Genomic DNA, 18,006 nt, shown 5'->3' with positions numbered 1-18,006 from the left:
GGTCGATTCGACTGAACCGTCCATCACTCGTCACCGTCCGAGGAGGGGGAGTGCAGAAGGGTGGAAGGAACTCACCCCTCGGGGTACTCGAAATACTATCGCCGACGGACGGATACTCGTCAGGTGCGAGATCACCTGGTCGAGGAGTTCACCGCCGTGTCGATCGCCACCCGGGTCCGCTCGGGCGAGCTGTCGCCGGTCACCGCCGTCGAGGACGCGTTGCGCCGGATCGAGGAGCGCGATCCGCGGATCAATGCGTTCGTGCGGGTCATGCGGGATCGGGCCGTCGAGGAGGCGCGGGCGCTGGCCGCGCGGCCGGACCTGGCCGACCTGCCCTTGGCCGGCGTTCCCGTCGCGATCAAGGACAACGTCGAAGTCGCCGGTGAACCGATGCGGGACGGTTCGCTGGCCACGGACCCGTCGCCCTCCACCCACGATCACCCGACCGTCGCGCGCCTGCGCGCCGCCGGCGCGATCCCGATCGGTCTGACCGCCGTTCCCGAACTGTGTGTGTGGGGCGCCGTCGACTCGCCGGGCCGGATCACCCGGAATCCCTGGAACACGTCCTACGGGCCGGGCGGCTCGTCGGGTGGTTCCGCGGCCGCGGTCGCCGACGCGATGGTGCCGATCGCCCTGGCCGCCGACGGAATGGGGTCGATCCGGATCCCGTCGGCGGCCTGCGGCGTCTTCGGTATCAAGCCCGGCCGCGGCCTGGTCCCGGCCGAACTCGGCGTGCATTCGTGGTTCGGGATGTCGGAGAACGGACCGATCGCGTCGACCGTGCGGGACGCGGCCCTGATGCTGTCGGTGCTGGCCGCGCGGCCGGACCTGGCCGAGGTGTCTCTGTCGACTCCACGGCCGCTGCGGATCGGCGTGGACACGAACACGCCGTCGCCGATCGTGCCGTTGGACGGCGAATGGGCTCGCGGGGTGGCGAAGACGGCCGCGCTGCTCGGCGAAGGCGGCCACCACACCCGCACGGTGAAGGTGCCGTACCCGCCGTTGATGTCTGCGGCGTTCGTGCGCTGGCTCGCCGGCACCGCGGCCGACGCCGACGGGCTGGACCCGACGCTGCTGCAGCCGCGGACCCGACGGCATGCCGCGATCGGCCGAGTGATCGAGCGGGCGGGCCTGGTCCGGCAGTCCCAGGTGGACCGGTTGGACGCGCGGATGCGGGGATTCTTCGCCGACCACGACGTGATCCTGACACCGTCGCTCGCGCAGCCACCGATCCGCGCGCTCGCATGGAGTGAGAAGTCCTGGGCGTCCAACGTGGTCGCAAATGTACGATATGCACCGTTCAGTGCGCTCTGGAACGTCCTCGGATGGCCCGCCGCGAGCGTGCCGGTCGGTATACACAGCGGGTCGGAAACCCCGATCGCCGTGCAGGTCGTCGCGCCCCCCGGGGGTGAGGCGACAATCCTCGCGGTGGCCGCCGAACTCGAACGTCGGCAGGGCTGGCCGCGGCACGCGAACGTGTGAGTTGCGGCACGAATCGGGTGACCGTGGGTGTCGATCGGCGGGCATCGGGAACCGGGACGGCACCGTCGTGCGTTGAACGCAATGACGCCACTTCTCGGAGTGGATGGCTGCTACCAGGCGTCGAGCATCATCGTTCGCGGTAATCTGAGATGTCCGGACAGCCGGGAGTCGATTTGTCCGGTTCGCTGGACTGAAGACCCGTGAATCTGCACGAGCGTAGCCCGCACTATCGAAAGGACCGGCCGCCGTGGCCGAACCTGTATGAACCGCAAGACTGTGTTCCGCAACCTGGCGATAGTCGCCGGCGTCCTGTTGGTGATCTATGCCTTCAGCTACTTCGGCAACGACACACGCGGCTTCAAGTCGGTCGACACCTCGGTGGCGATCGCCCAACTCGACGCCAAGAACGTCGACAAGGCGCAGATCGACGACCGCGAGCAGCAGGTGCGCCTGTGGCTCAAGAACGGTGACGCCACCGACGGCAAGACCGAGGTCCTCGCCAAGTACCCGAGCGCGGCCTCCGAGCAGGTCTTCGACAAGGTCGCCGCGTCCGGCGCGCAGGAGTACAACACCAGCGTGACGCAGGAGAGTTGGCTGACGTCGATCCTGCTGTTCGTGCTGCCGATGATCATCCTGCTCGGCATCTTCTTCTTCGTCATGAACCGCATGCAGGGCGGCGGTCGCGGCGGAATGATGGGCTTCGGTAAATCGAAGGCCAAACAGCTGTCGAAGGACATGCCCAAGACGACCTTCGCGGACGTCGCGGGTGCCGACGAGGCGGTCGAGGAACTCTACGAGATCAAGGACTTCCTGCAGAACCCCGCGCGCTACCAGGCCCTCGGCGCCAAGATCCCCAAGGGCGTGCTGCTCTACGGCCCTCCCGGCACGGGCAAGACGCTGCTGGCCCGCGCCGTTGCCGGCGAGGCCGGCGTGCCGTTCTTCACCATCTCCGGTTCGGACTTCGTCGAGATGTTCGTCGGCGTCGGCGCGTCCCGCGTGCGCGACCTGTTCGAGCAGGCCAAGCAGAACAGTCCCTGCATCATCTTCGTCGACGAGATCGACGCCGTCGGCCGCCAGCGTGGCGCCGGATTGGGCGGCGGCCACGACGAGCGCGAGCAGACGCTCAACCAGCTGCTGGTCGAGATGGACGGATTCGGCGACCGCACCGGCATCATCCTGATCGCCGCGACCAACCGTCCCGACATCCTCGATCCCGCGCTGCTGCGCCCGGGCCGTTTCGATCGGCAGATCCCGGTCGGCGCCCCCGACCTCGCCGGTCGCCGCGCGATCCTCAAGGTCCACTCGCAGGGCAAGCCGATCGCGCCGGACGCAGACCTCGAGGGTCTCGCGAAGCGCACCGTCGGTATGTCCGGTGCAGACCTGGCGAACGTCATCAACGAGGCCGCGCTGCTGACGGCCCGCGAGAACGGCACGGTGATCAACGAGGCGGCGCTCGAGGAGTCCGTCGACCGTGTGATCGGTGGTCCGCGCCGCAAGAGCCGGATCATTTCCGAGCACGAGAAGAAGATCACCGCGTACCACGAGGGTGGCCACACGCTCGCGGCTTGGGCGATGCCGGACATCGAGCCGATCTACAAGGTCACGATCCTGGCCCGCGGACGTACCGGCGGTCACGCCATGACTGTGCCCGAGGACGACAAGGGCCTGATGACGCGGTCCGAGATGATCGCTCGTCTGGTGATGGCGATGGGTGGCCGTGCCGCCGAGGAACTCGTCTTCCACGAGCCCACGACCGGCGCGTCCTCGGACATCGACCAGGCCACCAAGATCGCTCGCGCGATGGTCACCGAATACGGCATGAGTGCCAAGCTCGGTGCGGTCCGCTACGGACAGGAGCAGGGCGACCCGTTCCTGGGCCGGTCGATGGGTATGAACTCCGACTACTCGCACGAGGTTGCTCGCGAGATCGACGAGGAGGTGCGCAACCTGATCGAGGCCGCGCACACCGAGGCCTGGTCGATCCTCGACGAGTACCGCGACGTCCTCGACATCCTGGCCCGCGAGCTGCTCGAACGCGAGACCCTCACCCGGAAGGATCTCGAGCAGATCTTCACGGGCGTCGAGAAGCGCCCCCGCATCACCGCGTTCAACGTGTTCGGGGATCGCAAGCCGTCGACCAAGCCGCCGATCAAGACGCCCCGGGAACTCGCCGTCGAGCGTGGCGAGACGTGGCCGCCGGCCACCGAGCCGACGCAGGCGATGCCGCAACCGACGTTCGCGAAGCGGGACTCACTGGACGCCGCTGCCCCGGTCAACGGGTACGACACCCCGGAACCGAATCGTGCCGCGCAGCCGCAGCCGTCCTACCCGGCCGCCCCGGCGCAGCCGCCCGTGCAGGGCACCACTCCTGACTACGGCGCTCCAGCCGGGTGGTCGGCACCGGGGTGGCCGCCGAAGGACACCGCCGAGGACCGCAACCGGACCCAGCACGGTGGCTGGCAGCAGTACCCGCAATGGGAACCGCCGCAGCAGAACCCGGGCGCGCCCGGGGGTACGCACGGTAAGCGACCTGGGGATGAAGGGACCGGACGGTCTGATGACGATGCTCGGACGCAGGCCTGGGAGGGGCCGAGCGGCTCGCAGTAGTCGGCTCGCAACTAGGCTTGGCCCTGGCTCACCCCTATCGGGGTGGGCCAGGGCAGTCAGCCCCGATACTGGAGGTGCGGTCGGTTGTCGGTGAATCAGTTGGGGAGTGAGTCGGTCGCCCTCATGACGGGGAGGCCTTTCGATCAGGCACGTGCCGAAGCGGCTGTCCGTGAGCTGCTGATCGCGGTGGGCGAGGACCCCGACCGCCCGGGTCTGTTGGACACCCCGGCCCGTGTGGCGCGCGCCTACCGCGAAGTCTTCGCGGGGCTGTACACCAACCCGGACGACGTCCTGAACACGACGTTCGACGAGGGACATCAGGAACTCGTGCTGGTGCGCGACATTCCGATGTACTCCACGTGCGAACACCACCTCGTCTCGTTCCACGGTGTCGCGCACGTCGGCTACATTCCGGGCGCCGAAGGCCGGGTCACCGGTCTGTCGAAGCTCGCCCGGCTGGTCGATCTGTACGCCAAGCGTCCGCAGGTGCAGGAGCGGCTCACCACCCAGGTCGCCGATGCGTTGATGACCAAGCTCGATCCGCGCGGCGTCATCGTGGTCGTCGAAGCAGAGCACCTGTGCATGGCGATGCGGGGGATCCGCAAGCCGGGTGCCAGCACGACGACGTCGGCGGTGCGGGGCCTGTTCCAGTCGAACTCCGCTTCGCGCGCCGAGGCGCTGGATCTGATCCTGCGCAAGTGATCGCCTTACCGCGCCCCGGTCGGCCCGTCGTGATGGGCGTCCTCAACGTCACCGCCGATTCCTTCTCCGACGGCGGGCAGTTTCTCGACCGGGACGCGGCCGTCGCGCACGGGGTGCATCTGCATCGGCTCGGCGTGGACATCGTCGATGTCGGCGGTGAGTCCACCCGGCCGGGCGCGGCGCGGGTAGAACCGGAGATCGAGGCCGCGCGGGTCGCACCCGTGATCGCGGCGCTCGTCGCCGAGGGCGTGACCGTCAGTGTCGACACTATGCGGGCGTCCGTCGCCCAGGCCGCGATCGAGGCCGGTGTCGCCATCATCAACGACGTCTCGGGTGGGCGCGCGGACCCGGACATGGCCCGCGTCGTCGCGGATGCGGGAGTGCCCTGGGTGCTCATGCACTGGCGGCCCGCTGACGGATTCGTCCACGCCGGCGGCTCGACGCACTACGGCGACGTCGTCCGGGACGTGCGCGACGAACTGATGGTCCAGGTGGACGCCGCGGTCGCGGCGGGAGTGAACCCGTCGGCCCTCGTGCTCGACCCGGGCCTCGGCTTCGTCAAGGACCCCGACCACAACTGGCAGTTGCTGCACCGGCTTCCCGAGTTGGTCGAACTCGGCTTCCCCGTCCTGATCGGCGCCTCGCGCAAGCGGTTCCTCGGATCGCTGCTGGCGGACGCGGACGGAACGGTGCGTCCGCCCGCCGGACGCGAGACCGCGACCGCCGTGATCTCGGCGCTCGCGGCCTCCCACGGCGCGTGGGGGGTGCGGGTGCACGACGCTCAGGCGTCGCTCGACGCGATCGCGGTCGCCGGGGCGTGGGCCCGCGGCTCTCAGGCTCGTACTTCCCAGAGTTGATTGTCTTTCGTGCCAGGAGGTGGCGGTGAGTGATGTCGGCGGCGATCGCATCGAGTTGCGCGGACTGAAGGTCCGTGGCAACCACGGGGTCTTCGACCACGAGAAACGGGACGGGCAGGACTTCTACGTCGATGTGACGCTGTGGATGAACCTCGCTCCGGCGGCCGCGTCCGACAACCTGCAGGACACGTTCGACTACGGCGATCTGGCGCAGCGCGCGGCCGAAATCGTCGGCGGTCCGGTGCGCGACCTCATCGAGACCGTGGCCGCGGAGATCGCGGACGACGTGATGCTCGACGAGCGGGTAAGCGGCGTGGAAGTGGTGCTGCACAAGCCCTCCGCGCCCATTCCGCTGACCTTCGCCGATGTCGCGGTGGTGGCGACGCGGTCCCGTTCCGGCTCGGGGATACCGCGATGAGTCGGGCCGTCCTGTCCATCGGGTCCAATATCGGCGACAGCCTGGCCCACCTACAGGGCGTCGTGGACGGTCTGCAGAACTGGGTGGTGGCGGTGTCGCCGGTGTACGCGACGGCGCCGTGGGGCGGCGTCGACCAGCAGGACTTCCTCAACGCGATCGTCGTCGTCGACGATCCCGACACGGACGCGCTGGGATGGCTGCGCCGCGGGCAGGAACTCGAGGTGGCCGCCGATCGCGTCCGCGAGCAGCGGTGGGGTCCGCGCACACTCGACGTCGACGTGGTGGTGTGCGACGGAATCCGCAGCGATGATCCGGAACTGACGCTGCCGCATCCGCGGGCGCACGAGCGGGCCTTCGTGCTGGTGCCGTGGTTGGCCGTCGAACCCGACGCGACGCTCGCGGTTGCCGGGACAACGGTCCGGGTGGAGGACGCACTCGCGAAATTGGACGTGAGTGAAAGGGACGGAGTTCGTCGGACGGCGCAGCGACTGGAACTACGGTCACTGTGATGAAGCCGACCCGGATCTGGGACCTGCTGTCGCTGGCTCTGCTGGCCGCAGTGGCGACGTGGCTGCTGCTGCGGGTCGCCTATGGTTCGATCCCGCCGATTCCGGTCTATGCCGGAGCGTCGCTGTACCCGGTTGCCCTCATCGAAACGATTCTCGCGTTCGTTGTCCGTTCACGGGTGCGGGGGCACGCCATCGGCGACGGCCCGCGGCAGTTGCACCCGATCACCGCCGCCCGCGCGGTCGCACTCGCGAAGGCGTCAGCACTGGTCGGAGCCGCGAGTGCCGGCGTCTGGGCGGGCTTCCTCGTGTACCTGTGGCCGCAGCGATCGCACCTGCGGGCGGCGGTGTCCGACAGCCCGGGCGTCATCGTCGGGTTGGTTGCGGCCGTTTTGCTGGTGGCCGCCGCGCTGTGGCTCGAGCACTGCTGCCGGACTCCCGACGACCACCCGGACGAACCCGCGCACTGACCCCGACCCGCCCCGCTCCAATCGGGCATAACGGATTGTGGCCACCGTTGTGTCCGAACCGGGGAACCTCTGCGGTCCAGTTACCCTGATCGCATGACGGTTCCCGGTCGCGCCAAGTCAGTACGCCGTAACCGGCGTAGTGCGAGCCAGATGATCGTCGCCGGCCTCGTCGTACTCGCCGTGGTCGCGTCGCTCCTCTTGATCTTCAGTGAAAGCGTCCAACTCCTGCGTGTGGGGTTGGTCGTCGCGCTGTGGGCCGCGACGCTCGGCGCGATCGCGATGACGAAGTTCCGCCGGGAGTCCGCACTCGACAAGGCCAAGGTCCGCGACCTGCAGAAGGTGTACGAGCTGCAGTTGGAGCGCGAGATCTCTGCGCGCCGCGAGTACGAACTCGGCGTCGAGGTGCGGGTGCGTGGCGAACTGGGCGCCGAGGCCGAGACCATCGCGGCGCTGCGCGAGGAGCTTGCTGCCCTGCGCAAGAACCTCGAGGTTCTGTTCGACGGACTGCTGCCCGAGGACCGGGTCGCACTGCGGGCCGAGTCGACTCGGGTGCAGGAGCTTTCCGGCAGCTACCAACCGGCCGCATCGGGACTGTTCGTCCCCGGGGCCCAGCCCGGCCGGAACGAGCCCGGCCGGAACGACACGGGCCGGAACGAGACGGGCCGGAACGACACGGACCGGAACGGCTCGGGCCGGAACGACACCGCCCGGAACAGCACACAGACCCCTGCGCCGCACGGCCCCTCCCTCGCGACCCCGTACGACGAGCCGATGACCGCCGAGACGACCATCGTCCAGCCGGAACCGGTCCAGCCGGAACCGCTCGATGTCGAGGCGGTCGACGACGACGACGTGGAACAGCCCGTAGTGCAGGTGGTACCGGAGAAGAATCCTGAACCGGAGGTGTCTGAACCGGAGGCGACCCCCATCGACGAGGAGGCGACTTCCGTCGACGAGGAGGCGACTCCCGGGTCGCGGCGCTCGCGACGACTCTCCGAGGATTCCGAGAGCGCCGGCGCACACTCGAGCGGACTGTCGGTTGCCGAGATAATGGCCAACATGAAGACCGCCGAAGCCGGCGACGGCGCGCCGCGTCGGCGCCGCCGCGCAGAGTGACGACTCACCCCGTGCTGTAGATCACGTCGCCAGCCCGTGGCGTCGCCTCTTCCGGCGGCGCTATTCTCTCCGCAGGACGTCTGGTACCCGCCGAGCGGGACTGGAACGAACGAGAGGACAAGTGTGACCTCTTTCGGGATCACCAATGGACCTGCGCCCGCGCGATTGACGGTAGGAATCGTCTCCGCTGGGCGGGTCGGAACAGCCGTAGGCTCCGCGTTGGAGCGAGTCGGTCATCTCGTCGTCGCCTGTTCCGCGGTGTCCGACGCCTCCGTCCACCGCGCCGAGACCCGCTTGCCGGACAGCGAGATCCTGTCGGTGCCCGAGGTGGCCGCCCGCGCGGAACTGCTCGTCCTCGCCGTACCCGACGACGAACTCGCAGGTCTGATCAAGGGCCTTGCCGCCACGGATTCGGTGCGGCCGGGCACGATCGTCGTGCACACCTCCGGCGCCAACGGCATCGGCATCCTCGAGCCTCTCACCGCGCAGGGCGTCGTACCGCTCGCGATCCATCCCGCGATGACCTTCACCGGCCACGCCGAGGACACCGCGCGCCTGTCCGACGCGTGCTTCGGGATCACCGCGGCCGACGACATCGGTTACGCGATCGGCCAGTCCCTCGTCCTCGAGATCGGCGGTGAGCCGGTTCGCGTCCGGGAGGACCTCCGTCCGCTCTACCACGCGGCCCTCGCGCACGGCAGCAATCACCTCGTGACTCTGGTCGTCGACGCGGTCGCGGCGCTGAGGGTCGCGCTCGAAGGGCAGGAACTGCTGGGACAGGAACTGATCGGGCAGGACCCCAACGGGCTGCCCGAGCGTGTCCTGCAACCGCTGCTGTCGGCGGCACTCGACAACGCACTGCGGCGTGGACAGGCGGCGCTGACCGGACCCGTCGCCCGCGGGGACGCACCAGCCGTCGCGAAGCACCTCGAGGTTCTCGAGGACGTCGACCCGCAACTGGCCGCCGGCTATCGCGCGCTGTCGCTGCGGACCGCACAACGTACGGGATCCAAGCCCGAACTGATGGAAGTACTCGAGGACCGAAGGTGAGCACTGTGACCGAAGCTTCTGCATTGCAGGGCGGATACAAGCGCGGCGAACTGACCGTGCACCACGACCCTGCGATCGTGACGCGGGTGTCGAAGGCGCTGCGCGGCGTCGGCCGTCAGGTGGCGCTCGTCCCGACGATGGGTGCGCTGCACGCCGGGCACATCGAGCTGGTGCGGCAGGCGAAGCTGACCGGTGCGGTCGTGATCGTGTCGATCTTCGTCAATCCGTTGCAGTTCGGTGCGGGCGAGGATCTCGACGCGTACCCGCGCACGCTCGACGCGGATCTGGCGCTGCTGCGTGCCGAGGGCGTCGAGTTGGTGTTCGCTCCCACTGTGGCCGCAATGTACCCGAACGGCCCGCGCACCACGGTGTTGCCCGGCCCCCTGGGCGCCGAGCTCGAGGGCGGCAGCCGGCCGACGCACTTCGCCGGCATGCTCACCGTCGTCGCGAAGCTGCTGCAGATCGCCGCGCCCAACGGCGCATTCTTCGGGGAGAAGGACTACCAGCAGCTGACGCTGATCCGGCAGATGGTCCGCGACCTCAACTTCGACGTCCGGATCATCGGCGTCCCGACGGTGCGCGAGCAGGACGGGCTGGCGCTGTCGTCGCGCAACCGGTACCTGGATGCGGAGCAGCGTCAGCTCGCCACCACCCTGTCGGCGGCGCTCGTCGCGGGCGCGCATGCCGCATCCGGTGGCGCCGAGGCGATCCTCGCGACTGCGCGACAGGTCCTTGCGGCCGTGCCCGAGGTCGAGGTGGACTACCTCGAGGTCCGCGGCGTCGACCTCGGCCCTGCCCCCGAGCGCGGCGACGGCCGCCTCCTCGTCGCCGCCCGGATCGGCGCCACCCGGCTGATCGACAATGTCGGCGTCGCGGTGGGCACCGGCTTCCTCGAACGCGACGCGCAGGCAGGCGATCCGACCGTCGCAGACATCTACTGACCTCCTCTCCACGGAAATATCGAAGGGCCGAACATGTTGCGCACCATGATGAAGTCGAAGATCCACCGGGCGACGGTCACGCACGCCGACCTGCACTACGTGGGGTCGGTGACCGTCGACCAGGATCTGATGGAGGCGGCAGATCTGCTCGAGGGTGAGCAGGTCACAATCGTCGACATCGACAACGGCGCTCGCCTCGAGACATACGTGATCACCGGCGAGCGAGGCTCGGGTGTCATCGGGATCAACGGTGCCGCAGCGCATCTGGTGAATCCCGGAGACCTCGTCATTCTTATCGCGTACGGCGTGATGAACGAGCAGGAGATCCGCGAGTATGCGCCACGGGTCGTGTTCGTCGACGGTGACAACAAGCCGGTCGAGCTCGGTTCGGACCCCGCGCACGCGCCCGAGGGTTCCGGTCTGATCACGCCGCGGATGCTCTCCAGTCTGGTGTAGGGCGGTGCTTCTCACCGTCGACGTCCGGAACACGAACATCGTTCTCGGACTGTTCACCGGCAGCGGTGCGCACTCGAAGTTGGTGCAGGACTGGCGGATGCGAACCGATGCGCGGATGACCGCCGACGAGTTGGCGCTCACGTTCCGGGGTCTGCTGGGTGCGAATGCCGAACAGGTCACCGGTGTCTCGGCCTTGTCGACCGTTCCGTCGGTGCTGCGCGAGATCCGGGTGATGCTCGCGCGCTACTGGGACCACGTCCCACACGTAGTGGTGGAGCCCGGCGTGCGTACCGGGGTGCCGCTGCTGGTCGACAACCCCAAGGAGGTCGGGGCCGACCGCATCGTCAACAGCCTTGCCGCGCATCACTTCTATGACAGCGCCTGCATCATCGTCGACTTCGGTACGTCGACGTGTGTCGACGTGGTGTCCGCGAAGGGGGAATTCCTGGGCGGCGCCATCGCTCCGGGACTCGAGATCTCCACGGACGCGCTGGCGTCACAGTCCGCGGCGCTGCGCAAGGTCGAATTGGTGCGCCCGCGGTCGGTGGTCGGCAAGAACACCGTCGAAGCCATGCAGTCCGGTGCCGTGTTCGGCTTCGCCGGCCTGGTCGACGGTCTGGTGCGTCGAGTTCGTGCGGAGCTCACGGCATTCGGTGGTAACGACGTCGCCGTCATCGCAACCGGCGACCGCGCGCTGCTGATCATGCCGGAGTGCGAGACCGTCGAGCACCACGAACCCGAACTCACGCTCGAGGGCCTGCGCCTGGTCTACGAACGTAACCTTGCGCGTCGCGGAGCGCGGCGCAGCGAGGTCTGAGGGTCGAAGTCGCGGGTCTCACGGCGCCTTCGGGGTTTCGTCGCCGGCGATGTTGTGTCACACTGTTCGACATGTTCCGTTGCATGAGCGCCCAGGAGTGTTGTCGAGGCTGAACGCTGCCTTGACCAATTTCACTTCTTGGAGCTTTGCTCATGCATTCTGCATATTCCATTGACGTTTCCACGTCTGCACTCGATCTTGCCGCTCATCCCGACGTCCGTCGTCTCGGTTCGTCGTTGCCGACGCGCCTGCGCCCCGCCGACCTGCTCCGGATCACCGATCAGGGTGCCGCCGACGTCATCGAGGGTCGGCACGATCACCTGTTGCCGGCAGCCTTCCCGACGGCCGAGCGCTGGTCCACGCGCCTGCACTCCGACGACGACGTCGACGTCTGGCTGATCAGCTGGGTTCCCGACCGCTCCACCGAATTACATGACCATGCAGGGTCTTTCGGTGCACTCACGGTGCTGAGCGGCAGTCTGGCCGAATACCGCTGGGTGGGCGGCGAACTGCGTCGTCGGACGCTCGACGCGGGCGATCAGGCTTCCTTCCCGCTCGGGTGGGTGCACGACGTGATGCGTGCACCGGGACCCGTCACCGACATCTCCGAACCCACTCTGAGCGTGCACGCGTACTCGCCGCCGCTCGCCGCCATGTCCTATTACGAGGTCACCGAGCACGGTGCGCTGCGCCGCACCCGTACCGAGCTGACCGATCTGCCCGAAGGGGAATCCAAGTGACCATCGACCAGATGCTCGACGACGCTCGTTCGCAGATCGACCGCATGTACGTCTTCGAACTGACCGAGGCCTACCGGCGCGGCGCGATCTTCGTGGACATCCGCCCCCAGGCGCAGCGCGCCATCGAGGGCACGCTGCCCGGTGCGCTCGCCATCGAGCGCAACGTCCTCGAGTGGCGCCTCGATCCGACCAGCAACGCGAACCTCGCGTTGGCCGTGGATCACGATGTCGAGTGGGTGATCGTGTGCTCCGAGGGCTACACCTCGAGCCTGGCTGCGGCATCGTTGCGGCAGCTCGGGCTACACAAGGCCACCGACCTGGTGGGCGGCTACAAGGCCGTCAAGGCTGCGGGTCTGCTCGGCGCACTCATGGGTGAGCGTCATTGCACCCGCGAGCTCGCGGCGGTCTCGGCGCACTGACGGCGTCGGAACTCCCGGGGGCTCACCCCGTGGTGTCTGGTGAACGCGGCAGTGAGCGCGAACGGGCTGGAGTAGCCCACCTCGGTGGCGATCGTCGAGACGGTCCGTTCGGGGTTCGACAGCAGGTCGGCGGCGACGGACAGGCGCCATTCGGTGAGGTAGCCGACCGGCCCGATGCCCATGCGCTCGGAGAACCTTCGTGCGAAAGCGGCGCGGGAACAATTGCATTCGCGGGCCAGGCTCTCGACGGTCCACGGCCGCTCCGGCTGATTGTGGATCAGCTTCAGGGCATTCCCGAGGATCGGGTCGTCGTAGGCTGTGATCCAGTTCGGCGACCGTGACGGGTTGAGGGCCGACCATTCCCGCAGCGATGCGATCAGGACGAGATCCAGTAGCCGATCGAGCAGGGCGTCCTGGCCGGGCCTGTCCAGCGTGATCTGTTGCGCCAGAAGGGCGATCATCGGTTCGGTGCCGGAGCTGCGGGGCACCACCGCGATCGGGGTGAGGCTGTCGAGCAGTTGCCGGCTGAGAACACTGTCGAATCGGTAGGTGCCGGTCAGCATCGCGGTCGATCCGCCGGACGCGTTGCCCCACGTCCGGACGCCGAGGCCGGTCATGCGCAGGGCGGGTGCTCCGGCGGCAGCGTGGCAGTTCTGGCTCTCGTCGATGATCACGTGTGGCGGCGTGTCCGGCCGGTCGGCGACCGTGTACGGGTCGGGTCCACGAAGGAGTGCGACGTCGCCTGCCTCGAGGTACTCGCTCTGACCGGTGTCCGAGACGACGATTGCCGATCCGCGCACAAGAACCAGCACGGTGACGGGAGCGTGGTCCTCGATGCGCAGTGACCACGGGGGATCGAGCAGCGAGCGCAGAAGGAATGCGCCCTCCGCCCTCGATCCGGCGAGCATCATCGACAGTGCATCCATGACACGAAGTTAGACGCTGGCGTATGTTTCTGCGACTTTCGACTATGGATCGTATCGACGACTGGCGTTCGAATGGGTACATGACCTCGACAAGTGAGATTCAGACGGCGGTAGTGATCGGTGGTACCGGTAAGACCGGTGCGCGCGTTGGACGGGGGTTGACGGCGAAGGGGGTGCGCACCCGAATCGCGTCGAGGAGCGCGGGGACGGTCTTCGACTGGAACGATCGCGTGACGTGGGGGCCGGCTCTGTCCGGTGTCGACGCCGCGTATGTGACGTACGCGCCGGATCTTGCTGTTCCGGAATCGAGTTCGCACATTGCGGAGTTCGCAGATCTCGCGCTGGCCGCGGGCGTTCGTAGGGTCGTGCTCCTGTCCGGGCGGGGTGAACCGGCAGCGGAGAAGGCCGAGGAGTCCCTGTCCTGCAGCGGATTGGAATGGGCAGTGGTGCGCGCGAGTTGGTTCGCTCAGAACTTCAGTGAGGGCTATCTACGCGAACCGATTCGTACGCGGCACCTGGCACTTCCGGTAGGTGACGTGGCTGAACCCTTCATCGACCTCGACGACCTTTCCGAGGTGGCGGTCGCCGCCCTGACACGTGCCGATCTTCTCGGTCGAGTCTTCGAGGTGACGGGTCCACGGTCGCTGTCCTTCGCCGAGGCGGTCGCCGCGATCTCGCTGGCGTCGGGCCGCGCCGTGACGTTCGAAACAATTGGGCTGGAGCAGTTTTCCGAAGAGATGACAGCAGGCGGTGTCCCCGACGGGATGGTCGACCTTCTCTCCTACCTGTTCTCCGAGGTTCTCGACGGCCGAAATCGATTCGTCACCGGCGTTGTCGAAGAGGTGTTGGAACGGCCTGCGCGCGACTTCGCTGTCTTTGCGGCCGAGGCCGCGCGAACGGGGGCCTGGTCGTGAAGGGCTCCGAGATCGTTCTGCAGTCGGTCGTCGGGGTGACTGCGTTCGGCGCGGTCGTCGCGGGTGGCGCATTGTTCGCATTCTCTGCCGTGGTGATGCCGGCCCTGCGCTCGGTGGATGCGCGCGCCGCCATAGCGTCGATGGAGGCGTTCAATGTCGAGGCGCCACGCAGCGCGTTGATGTTGCCGTTGGTCGGGTCGGCGCTCGCTGCATGCGTCGCCGGAATCTGGTCTTCGGTCGTGCGGGCCGACGGCTGGGCGGTGACGGTTCTCGGCTGCATCGGTGTGCTCGCGGCGTTCGCGGTCACCGTGATTTATCACGTTCCGCGCAACAACGCGTTCGCGTCCACCGACGTGGCCGATGCGGCCGCTTGGCACCGTTACCGAACCGGCTGGTCACTCTGGAATCACGTGCGGGTCGGCCTGTACTGCGCGTCTGGCGCGGTGCTCGCGGTCGCTGCCGTCCTACCGGCGACACGCTCGGCAGACGGCGCCCTATAGTCTTGGACCCCGTGAGTGAAGCACCCGCGCAGCCAGTAGACGACACCCCCGAGCAGCTCCGGATCCGCCGCGAGAAGCGGGAGCGTCTGCTCGCCCAGGGACAGGAGCCGTACCCGGTCTCCGTTCCGCGCACTCACAGCCTCGCGGAGATCCGCGCGAAGTACCCCGAGCTCGAGCCCGACACGAGCACCGGCGAGCAGGTCGGCGTCGTCGGCCGCGTCATCTTCGTCCGTAACACCGGCAAGCTGTGCTTCGCGACGCTCCAGGAGGGCGACGGTACGCAGCTGCAGGCCATGCTGAGCCTCGCGAACGTCGGCGAGGACGCGCTGGCCGCGTGGAAGTCGGACGTCGACCTCGGCGACTTCGTGTTCGTGCACGGCGAGGTGATCAGCTCGCGTCGCGGTGAGCTGAGCGTCATGGCCGACGCGTGGCAGATGGCGGCGAAGTCACTGCGTCCGCTGCCGGTCGCGCACAAGGAGATGAGCGAAGAGTCCCGCGTGCGTCAGCGCTACGCAGACCTCATCATTCGCCCGGAGGCCCGCGAGACGGCCCGCAAGCGTGTGGCAGTCGTGCGCGAGCTGCGCAACGCGCTCGAGCGCCGTGGCTTCCTCGAGGTCGAGACGCCGATGCTGCAGACGCTCCACGGCGGTGCCGCTGCGCGACCGTTCGTCACCCATTCGAACGCACTCGATATCGACCTGTTCCTGCGCATCGCGCCGGAGCTGTTCCTCAAGCGCTGCGTCGTCGGCGGCATCGAGAAGGTCTTCGAGATCAACCGCAACTTCCGCAACGAGGGTGTCGATTCGACGCACTCGCCGGAATTCGCGATGCTCGAGACCTACGAGGCCTACGGCACGTACGACGACTCCGCGAAGATGACCCGCGAGCTGATCCAGGAGGTTGCGCAGGCGGCCTTCGGCACGCAGGTCGTCACCCTCGCCGACGGGACGGAGTACGACCTCAGCGGTGAGTGGAAGACGATGGAGATGTACCCGTCGCTGTCCGCCGCAATCGGCGTCGAGGTCACCCCGGACACCGGTGTCGAGGAACTGCTGGCGCTCGCCGCGCAGGTGGGTCTGGAGATCCCGAAGGACAAGGGATACGGTCACGGCAAGCTCGTCGAGGAACTGTGGGAACACCAGTGCGGTGATCAGCTGTTCGAGCCGACCTTCGTCCGGAATTTCCCGGTCGAGACGTCACCGCTGACCCGTCAGCACCGCAGCCTGCCGGGTGTGACGGAGAAGTGGGATCTGTACGTCCGCGGATTCGAATTGGCCACGGGCTACTCCGAGTTGGTGGATCCGATCATCCAGCGTGAGCGTTTCGTCGACCAGGCACGCTTGGCGTCGGCCGGTGACGACGAGGCCATGGTTCTCGACGAAGAGTTCCTGGCGGCAATGGAACAGGGTATGCCGCCGACCACCGGAACAGGTATGGGAATCGACCGTCTACTCATGGCGCTCACCGGATTGGGAATCCGGGAAACGATCCTGTTCCCAATTGTCCGACCTTCTGTGCGCTGACCGGCGGTTTCGTAATACTTCTTTTGCCGAGTCATCGAATTCGATGATTCGGGGTACTATTGCTTTCGAGTTGCCGATCGGGCGCTTCGCGTCCTAGTAAGGCGCGGGATTCGGAAGGAATTGACCCCATGGCAAAGAAGGTCACTGTTACGCTCATCGACGACGTCGATCAGGACGCGACTGCCGATGAAACCGTCGAGTTCGGCCTGGATGGGGTTCTGTACGAGATCGATCTCTCCTCGGATAATGCCGCAAAACTGCGCGAGCAACTCGAGGTGTGGGTTTCGCATGCGCGCAAGGTGACCAATCGTCGTCGTGCAGGAAAGGGCGCTGCCGGCGCCGCTACCACGTCGTCGCGGCCGTCTGTCGATCGTGAGCAGAGTGCGGCGATTCGTGAATGGGCGCGCCGCAACGGGTTCACGGTGTCCTCGCGCGGACGCATCTCTGCGGAAATCACCGAGGCCTACAACAAGGCCCACTGATTACGGCAGGAGCACGGCTCCGTCGAATCGGGTACGCCCGTAAAGACTCGCTGATAGCGTCCGCGATGTGCGGCTGAGGCGAATCTTTGCGGGCGTGGTGCTGTCGGTAATCCCGCTGGTTTGTGCGGCGGGGCCGGGAGCAGCACAAGAAAACCGTCCGGTTTCCTATAACTTCCTTGCGGGAATACCGTTGGAATTGGGCAATCCGGGTGGGTCTGCGCCGGGATCGAACGATTGGGCATGTAAACCGCCGGACCGGCATCCGAATCCTGTTGTCCTGGTTCACGGCACCGGTGGCAACCGCCAGGACAATTGGGGCACGTATGCTCCGCTGTTGGCCAACGAGGGATATTGCGTCTTCTCGCTGACCTACGGTGCTTTCGACGATCTGCCGTGGCCGATATCCGCTGTCGGCGGTATGAAGACGATCGTGCAGAGCGCCGGACAACTGCGCGATTTCGTGGACCGCGTTCTCGCTGCGACCGGCGCCCACCGAGTCGATCTCGTGGGCCATTCACAGGGCACGCTGATGCCGACCTATTACGTCAAACATCTCGGTGGTGGGGACAAGGTCGACAAGTATGTGTCGCTGGCGCCGCTGTGGAACGGGACCGACGCATTCGGCGCGGCCCAACTCGTCGAGGGGGCCCGAACGCTCGGTGCCGGGGCTTTGATCGACGAAGGCATCGGTGCCGTTTGCCAGGCGTGCCCGCAAATGGTGACCGGGTCCGATTTTCTGAATGCACTGCAGGCGGACGGGATCTACGCATCCAAGATCACCTACACGAACATCATGACGCGCTACGACGAACTGGTCGTGCCCCATACGAGTGGGTTCCTCGAGGCGCCGAATGCGACCAACGTCGTCGTGCAGGACGAATGCAGTTCCAACTACGGTGAGCACGCGGCCATTGCCGCCGAACCGGTCGCCGCCGCTCACGTCCTCAATGCCTTGGATCCGGATCATCCGCGTCCGGTGCCGTGTGTGTTCGTCGCGCCGATCACGGGAGGCTGACGCCGCACCGGGCCTCTCGCGGACCCTCAGAGACCCATTAATTTGCATGGGTAAGGTTCCGCTCC

20 protein-coding genes are annotated in these 18,006 nt (G+C 67.2%); 19 read left to right on the top strand and 1 reads right to left on the bottom strand.

The window, feature by feature from the left end:
- Positions 1-123 precede the first annotated feature (123 nt).
- The 14 genes from C8K36_RS12265 to C8K36_RS12200 all read left to right on the top strand — a co-directional run bounded on the left by C8K36_RS12265 (position 124) and on the right by C8K36_RS12200 (position 12,581).
- On the top strand, positions 124-1,482 hold the full coding sequence (locus C8K36_RS12265; RefSeq protein WP_258195387.1) for an amidase family protein: 1,359 nt from the start codon (positions 124-126) through the stop codon (positions 1,480-1,482).
- A 261-nt stretch (positions 1,483-1,743) separates the two neighbouring features.
- Complete coding sequence (gene ftsH, locus C8K36_RS12260) at positions 1,744-4,089, top strand: ATP-dependent zinc metalloprotease FtsH (RefSeq protein ID WP_107984736.1); 2,346 nt, start codon at positions 1,744-1,746, stop codon at positions 4,087-4,089.
- A gap of 84 nt (positions 4,090-4,173) precedes the next feature.
- On the top strand, positions 4,174-4,791 hold the full coding sequence (gene folE / locus C8K36_RS12255) for a GTP cyclohydrolase I FolE (protein WP_107984735.1): 618 nt from the start codon (positions 4,174-4,176) through the stop codon (positions 4,789-4,791).
- 32 nt (positions 4,792-4,823) lie between these two features.
- Complete coding sequence (folP, locus tag C8K36_RS12250; RefSeq protein WP_181319528.1) at positions 4,824-5,648, top strand: dihydropteroate synthase; 825 nt, start codon at positions 4,824-4,826, stop codon at positions 5,646-5,648.
- Between the two features lie 25 nt (positions 5,649-5,673).
- A complete protein-coding gene (folB, locus tag C8K36_RS12245) occupies positions 5,674-6,066 on the top strand; it encodes a dihydroneopterin aldolase (RefSeq protein WP_107984823.1) in 393 nt (130 codons plus the stop codon).
- Entirely contained in the window at positions 6,063-6,575 is a 513-nt protein-coding gene (gene folK / locus C8K36_RS12240; protein WP_107984733.1) for a 2-amino-4-hydroxy-6-hydroxymethyldihydropteridine diphosphokinase, read from the top strand. Before folB ends, folK begins: the two co-directional genes overlap by 4 nt.
- Positions 6,575-7,042, top strand: coding sequence for a DUF3180 domain-containing protein (locus tag C8K36_RS12235; protein WP_107984732.1), 468 nt, complete (start codon positions 6,575-6,577; stop codon positions 7,040-7,042). Before folK ends, C8K36_RS12235 begins: the two co-directional genes overlap by 1 nt.
- Positions 7,043-7,135: 93 nt before the next feature.
- Entirely contained in the window at positions 7,136-8,158 is a 1,023-nt protein-coding gene (locus tag C8K36_RS12230; protein ID WP_107984731.1) for a DUF6779 domain-containing protein, read from the top strand.
- A gap of 123 nt (positions 8,159-8,281) precedes the next feature.
- On the top strand, positions 8,282-9,208 hold the full coding sequence (locus C8K36_RS12225) for a Rossmann-like and DUF2520 domain-containing protein (RefSeq protein WP_107984730.1): 927 nt from the start codon (positions 8,282-8,284) through the stop codon (positions 9,206-9,208).
- Positions 9,209-9,213: 5 nt separating this feature from the next.
- Positions 9,214-10,149 carry a pantoate--beta-alanine ligase gene (gene panC / locus C8K36_RS12220; protein ID WP_181319517.1) on the top strand — a complete coding sequence of 312 codons (936 nt, stop codon included), beginning with the start codon at positions 9,214-9,216 and terminating at the stop codon, positions 10,147-10,149.
- A 33-nt stretch (positions 10,150-10,182) separates the two neighbouring features.
- Complete coding sequence (panD, locus tag C8K36_RS12215; protein WP_107984728.1) at positions 10,183-10,605, top strand: aspartate 1-decarboxylase; 423 nt, start codon at positions 10,183-10,185, stop codon at positions 10,603-10,605.
- A 4-nt stretch (positions 10,606-10,609) separates the two neighbouring features.
- Positions 10,610-11,422, top strand: coding sequence for a type III pantothenate kinase (locus C8K36_RS12210; RefSeq protein ID WP_107984727.1), 813 nt, complete (start codon positions 10,610-10,612; stop codon positions 11,420-11,422).
- 152 nt (positions 11,423-11,574) lie between these two features.
- Entirely contained in the window at positions 11,575-12,162 is a 588-nt protein-coding gene (locus C8K36_RS12205) for a cysteine dioxygenase (protein ID WP_258195386.1), read from the top strand.
- Positions 12,159-12,581 carry a rhodanese-like domain-containing protein gene (locus tag C8K36_RS12200; protein WP_107984726.1) on the top strand — a complete coding sequence of 141 codons (423 nt, stop codon included), beginning with the start codon at positions 12,159-12,161 and terminating at the stop codon, positions 12,579-12,581. Before C8K36_RS12205 ends, C8K36_RS12200 begins: the two co-directional genes overlap by 4 nt.
- Here the strand turns inward: C8K36_RS12200 and C8K36_RS12195 are convergent.
- A complete protein-coding gene (locus tag C8K36_RS12195; protein WP_107984725.1) occupies positions 12,542-13,507 on the bottom strand; it encodes an AraC family transcriptional regulator in 966 nt (321 codons plus the stop codon). The genes C8K36_RS12200 and C8K36_RS12195 overlap by 40 nt on opposite strands.
- A gap of 80 nt (positions 13,508-13,587) precedes the next feature.
- Between C8K36_RS12195 and C8K36_RS12190 the strand changes: the two genes are divergently transcribed.
- From C8K36_RS12190 to C8K36_RS12170, 5 genes are all read left to right on the top strand, one after another.
- Positions 13,588-14,421, top strand: coding sequence for an NmrA family transcriptional regulator (locus C8K36_RS12190; protein WP_107984821.1), 834 nt, complete (start codon positions 13,588-13,590; stop codon positions 14,419-14,421).
- On the top strand, positions 14,418-14,921 hold the full coding sequence (locus tag C8K36_RS12185; RefSeq protein WP_107984724.1) for an anthrone oxygenase family protein: 504 nt from the start codon (positions 14,418-14,420) through the stop codon (positions 14,919-14,921). Before C8K36_RS12190 ends, C8K36_RS12185 begins: the two co-directional genes overlap by 4 nt.
- 11 nt (positions 14,922-14,932) lie before the next feature.
- Entirely contained in the window at positions 14,933-16,444 is a 1,512-nt protein-coding gene (gene lysS, locus C8K36_RS12180; protein WP_107984820.1) for a lysine--tRNA ligase, read from the top strand.
- 128 nt (positions 16,445-16,572) lie between these two features.
- Complete coding sequence (locus tag C8K36_RS12175; protein WP_107984723.1) at positions 16,573-16,926, top strand: histone-like nucleoid-structuring protein Lsr2; 354 nt, start codon at positions 16,573-16,575, stop codon at positions 16,924-16,926.
- A 67-nt stretch (positions 16,927-16,993) separates the two neighbouring features.
- Positions 16,994-17,941, top strand: coding sequence for an esterase/lipase family protein (locus tag C8K36_RS12170; protein WP_420910874.1), 948 nt, complete (start codon positions 16,994-16,996; stop codon positions 17,939-17,941).
- Positions 17,942-18,006 lie beyond the last annotated feature (65 nt).

This window comes from Rhodococcus sp. OK519, assembly GCF_003051005.1.
Taxonomy (GTDB): domain Bacteria; phylum Actinomycetota; class Actinomycetes; order Mycobacteriales; family Mycobacteriaceae; genus Prescottella.
The sequence above is the reverse complement of the archived record's forward strand: the minus strand, read 5'-3'. Positions and strand labels throughout refer to the sequence as shown.

Coding starts and splice junctions, on each gene's coding strand:
- ftsH (WP_107984736.1), top strand. CDS start 1,744: ATGAACCGCAAGACTGTGTTCCGCAACCTGGCGATAGTCGCCGGCGTC.
- folP (WP_181319528.1), top strand. CDS start 4,824: ATGGGCGTCCTCAACGTCACCGCCGATTCCTTCTCCGACGGCGGGCAG.
- folK (WP_107984733.1), top strand. CDS start 6,063: ATGAGTCGGGCCGTCCTGTCCATCGGGTCCAATATCGGCGACAGCCTG.
- C8K36_RS12235 (WP_107984732.1), top strand. CDS start 6,575: ATGAAGCCGACCCGGATCTGGGACCTGCTGTCGCTGGCTCTGCTGGCC.
- C8K36_RS12230 (WP_107984731.1), top strand. CDS start 7,136: ATGACGGTTCCCGGTCGCGCCAAGTCAGTACGCCGTAACCGGCGTAGT.
- panD (WP_107984728.1), top strand. CDS start 10,183: ATGTTGCGCACCATGATGAAGTCGAAGATCCACCGGGCGACGGTCACG.
- C8K36_RS12205 (WP_258195386.1), top strand. CDS start 11,575: ATGCATTCTGCATATTCCATTGACGTTTCCACGTCTGCACTCGATCTT.
- C8K36_RS12195 (WP_107984725.1), bottom strand. CDS start 13,507: ATGGATGCACTGTCGATGATGCTCGCCGGATCGAGGGCGGAGGGCGCA.
- C8K36_RS12190 (WP_107984821.1), top strand. CDS start 13,588: ATGACCTCGACAAGTGAGATTCAGACGGCGGTAGTGATCGGTGGTACC.
- C8K36_RS12175 (WP_107984723.1), top strand. CDS start 16,573: ATGGCAAAGAAGGTCACTGTTACGCTCATCGACGACGTCGATCAGGAC.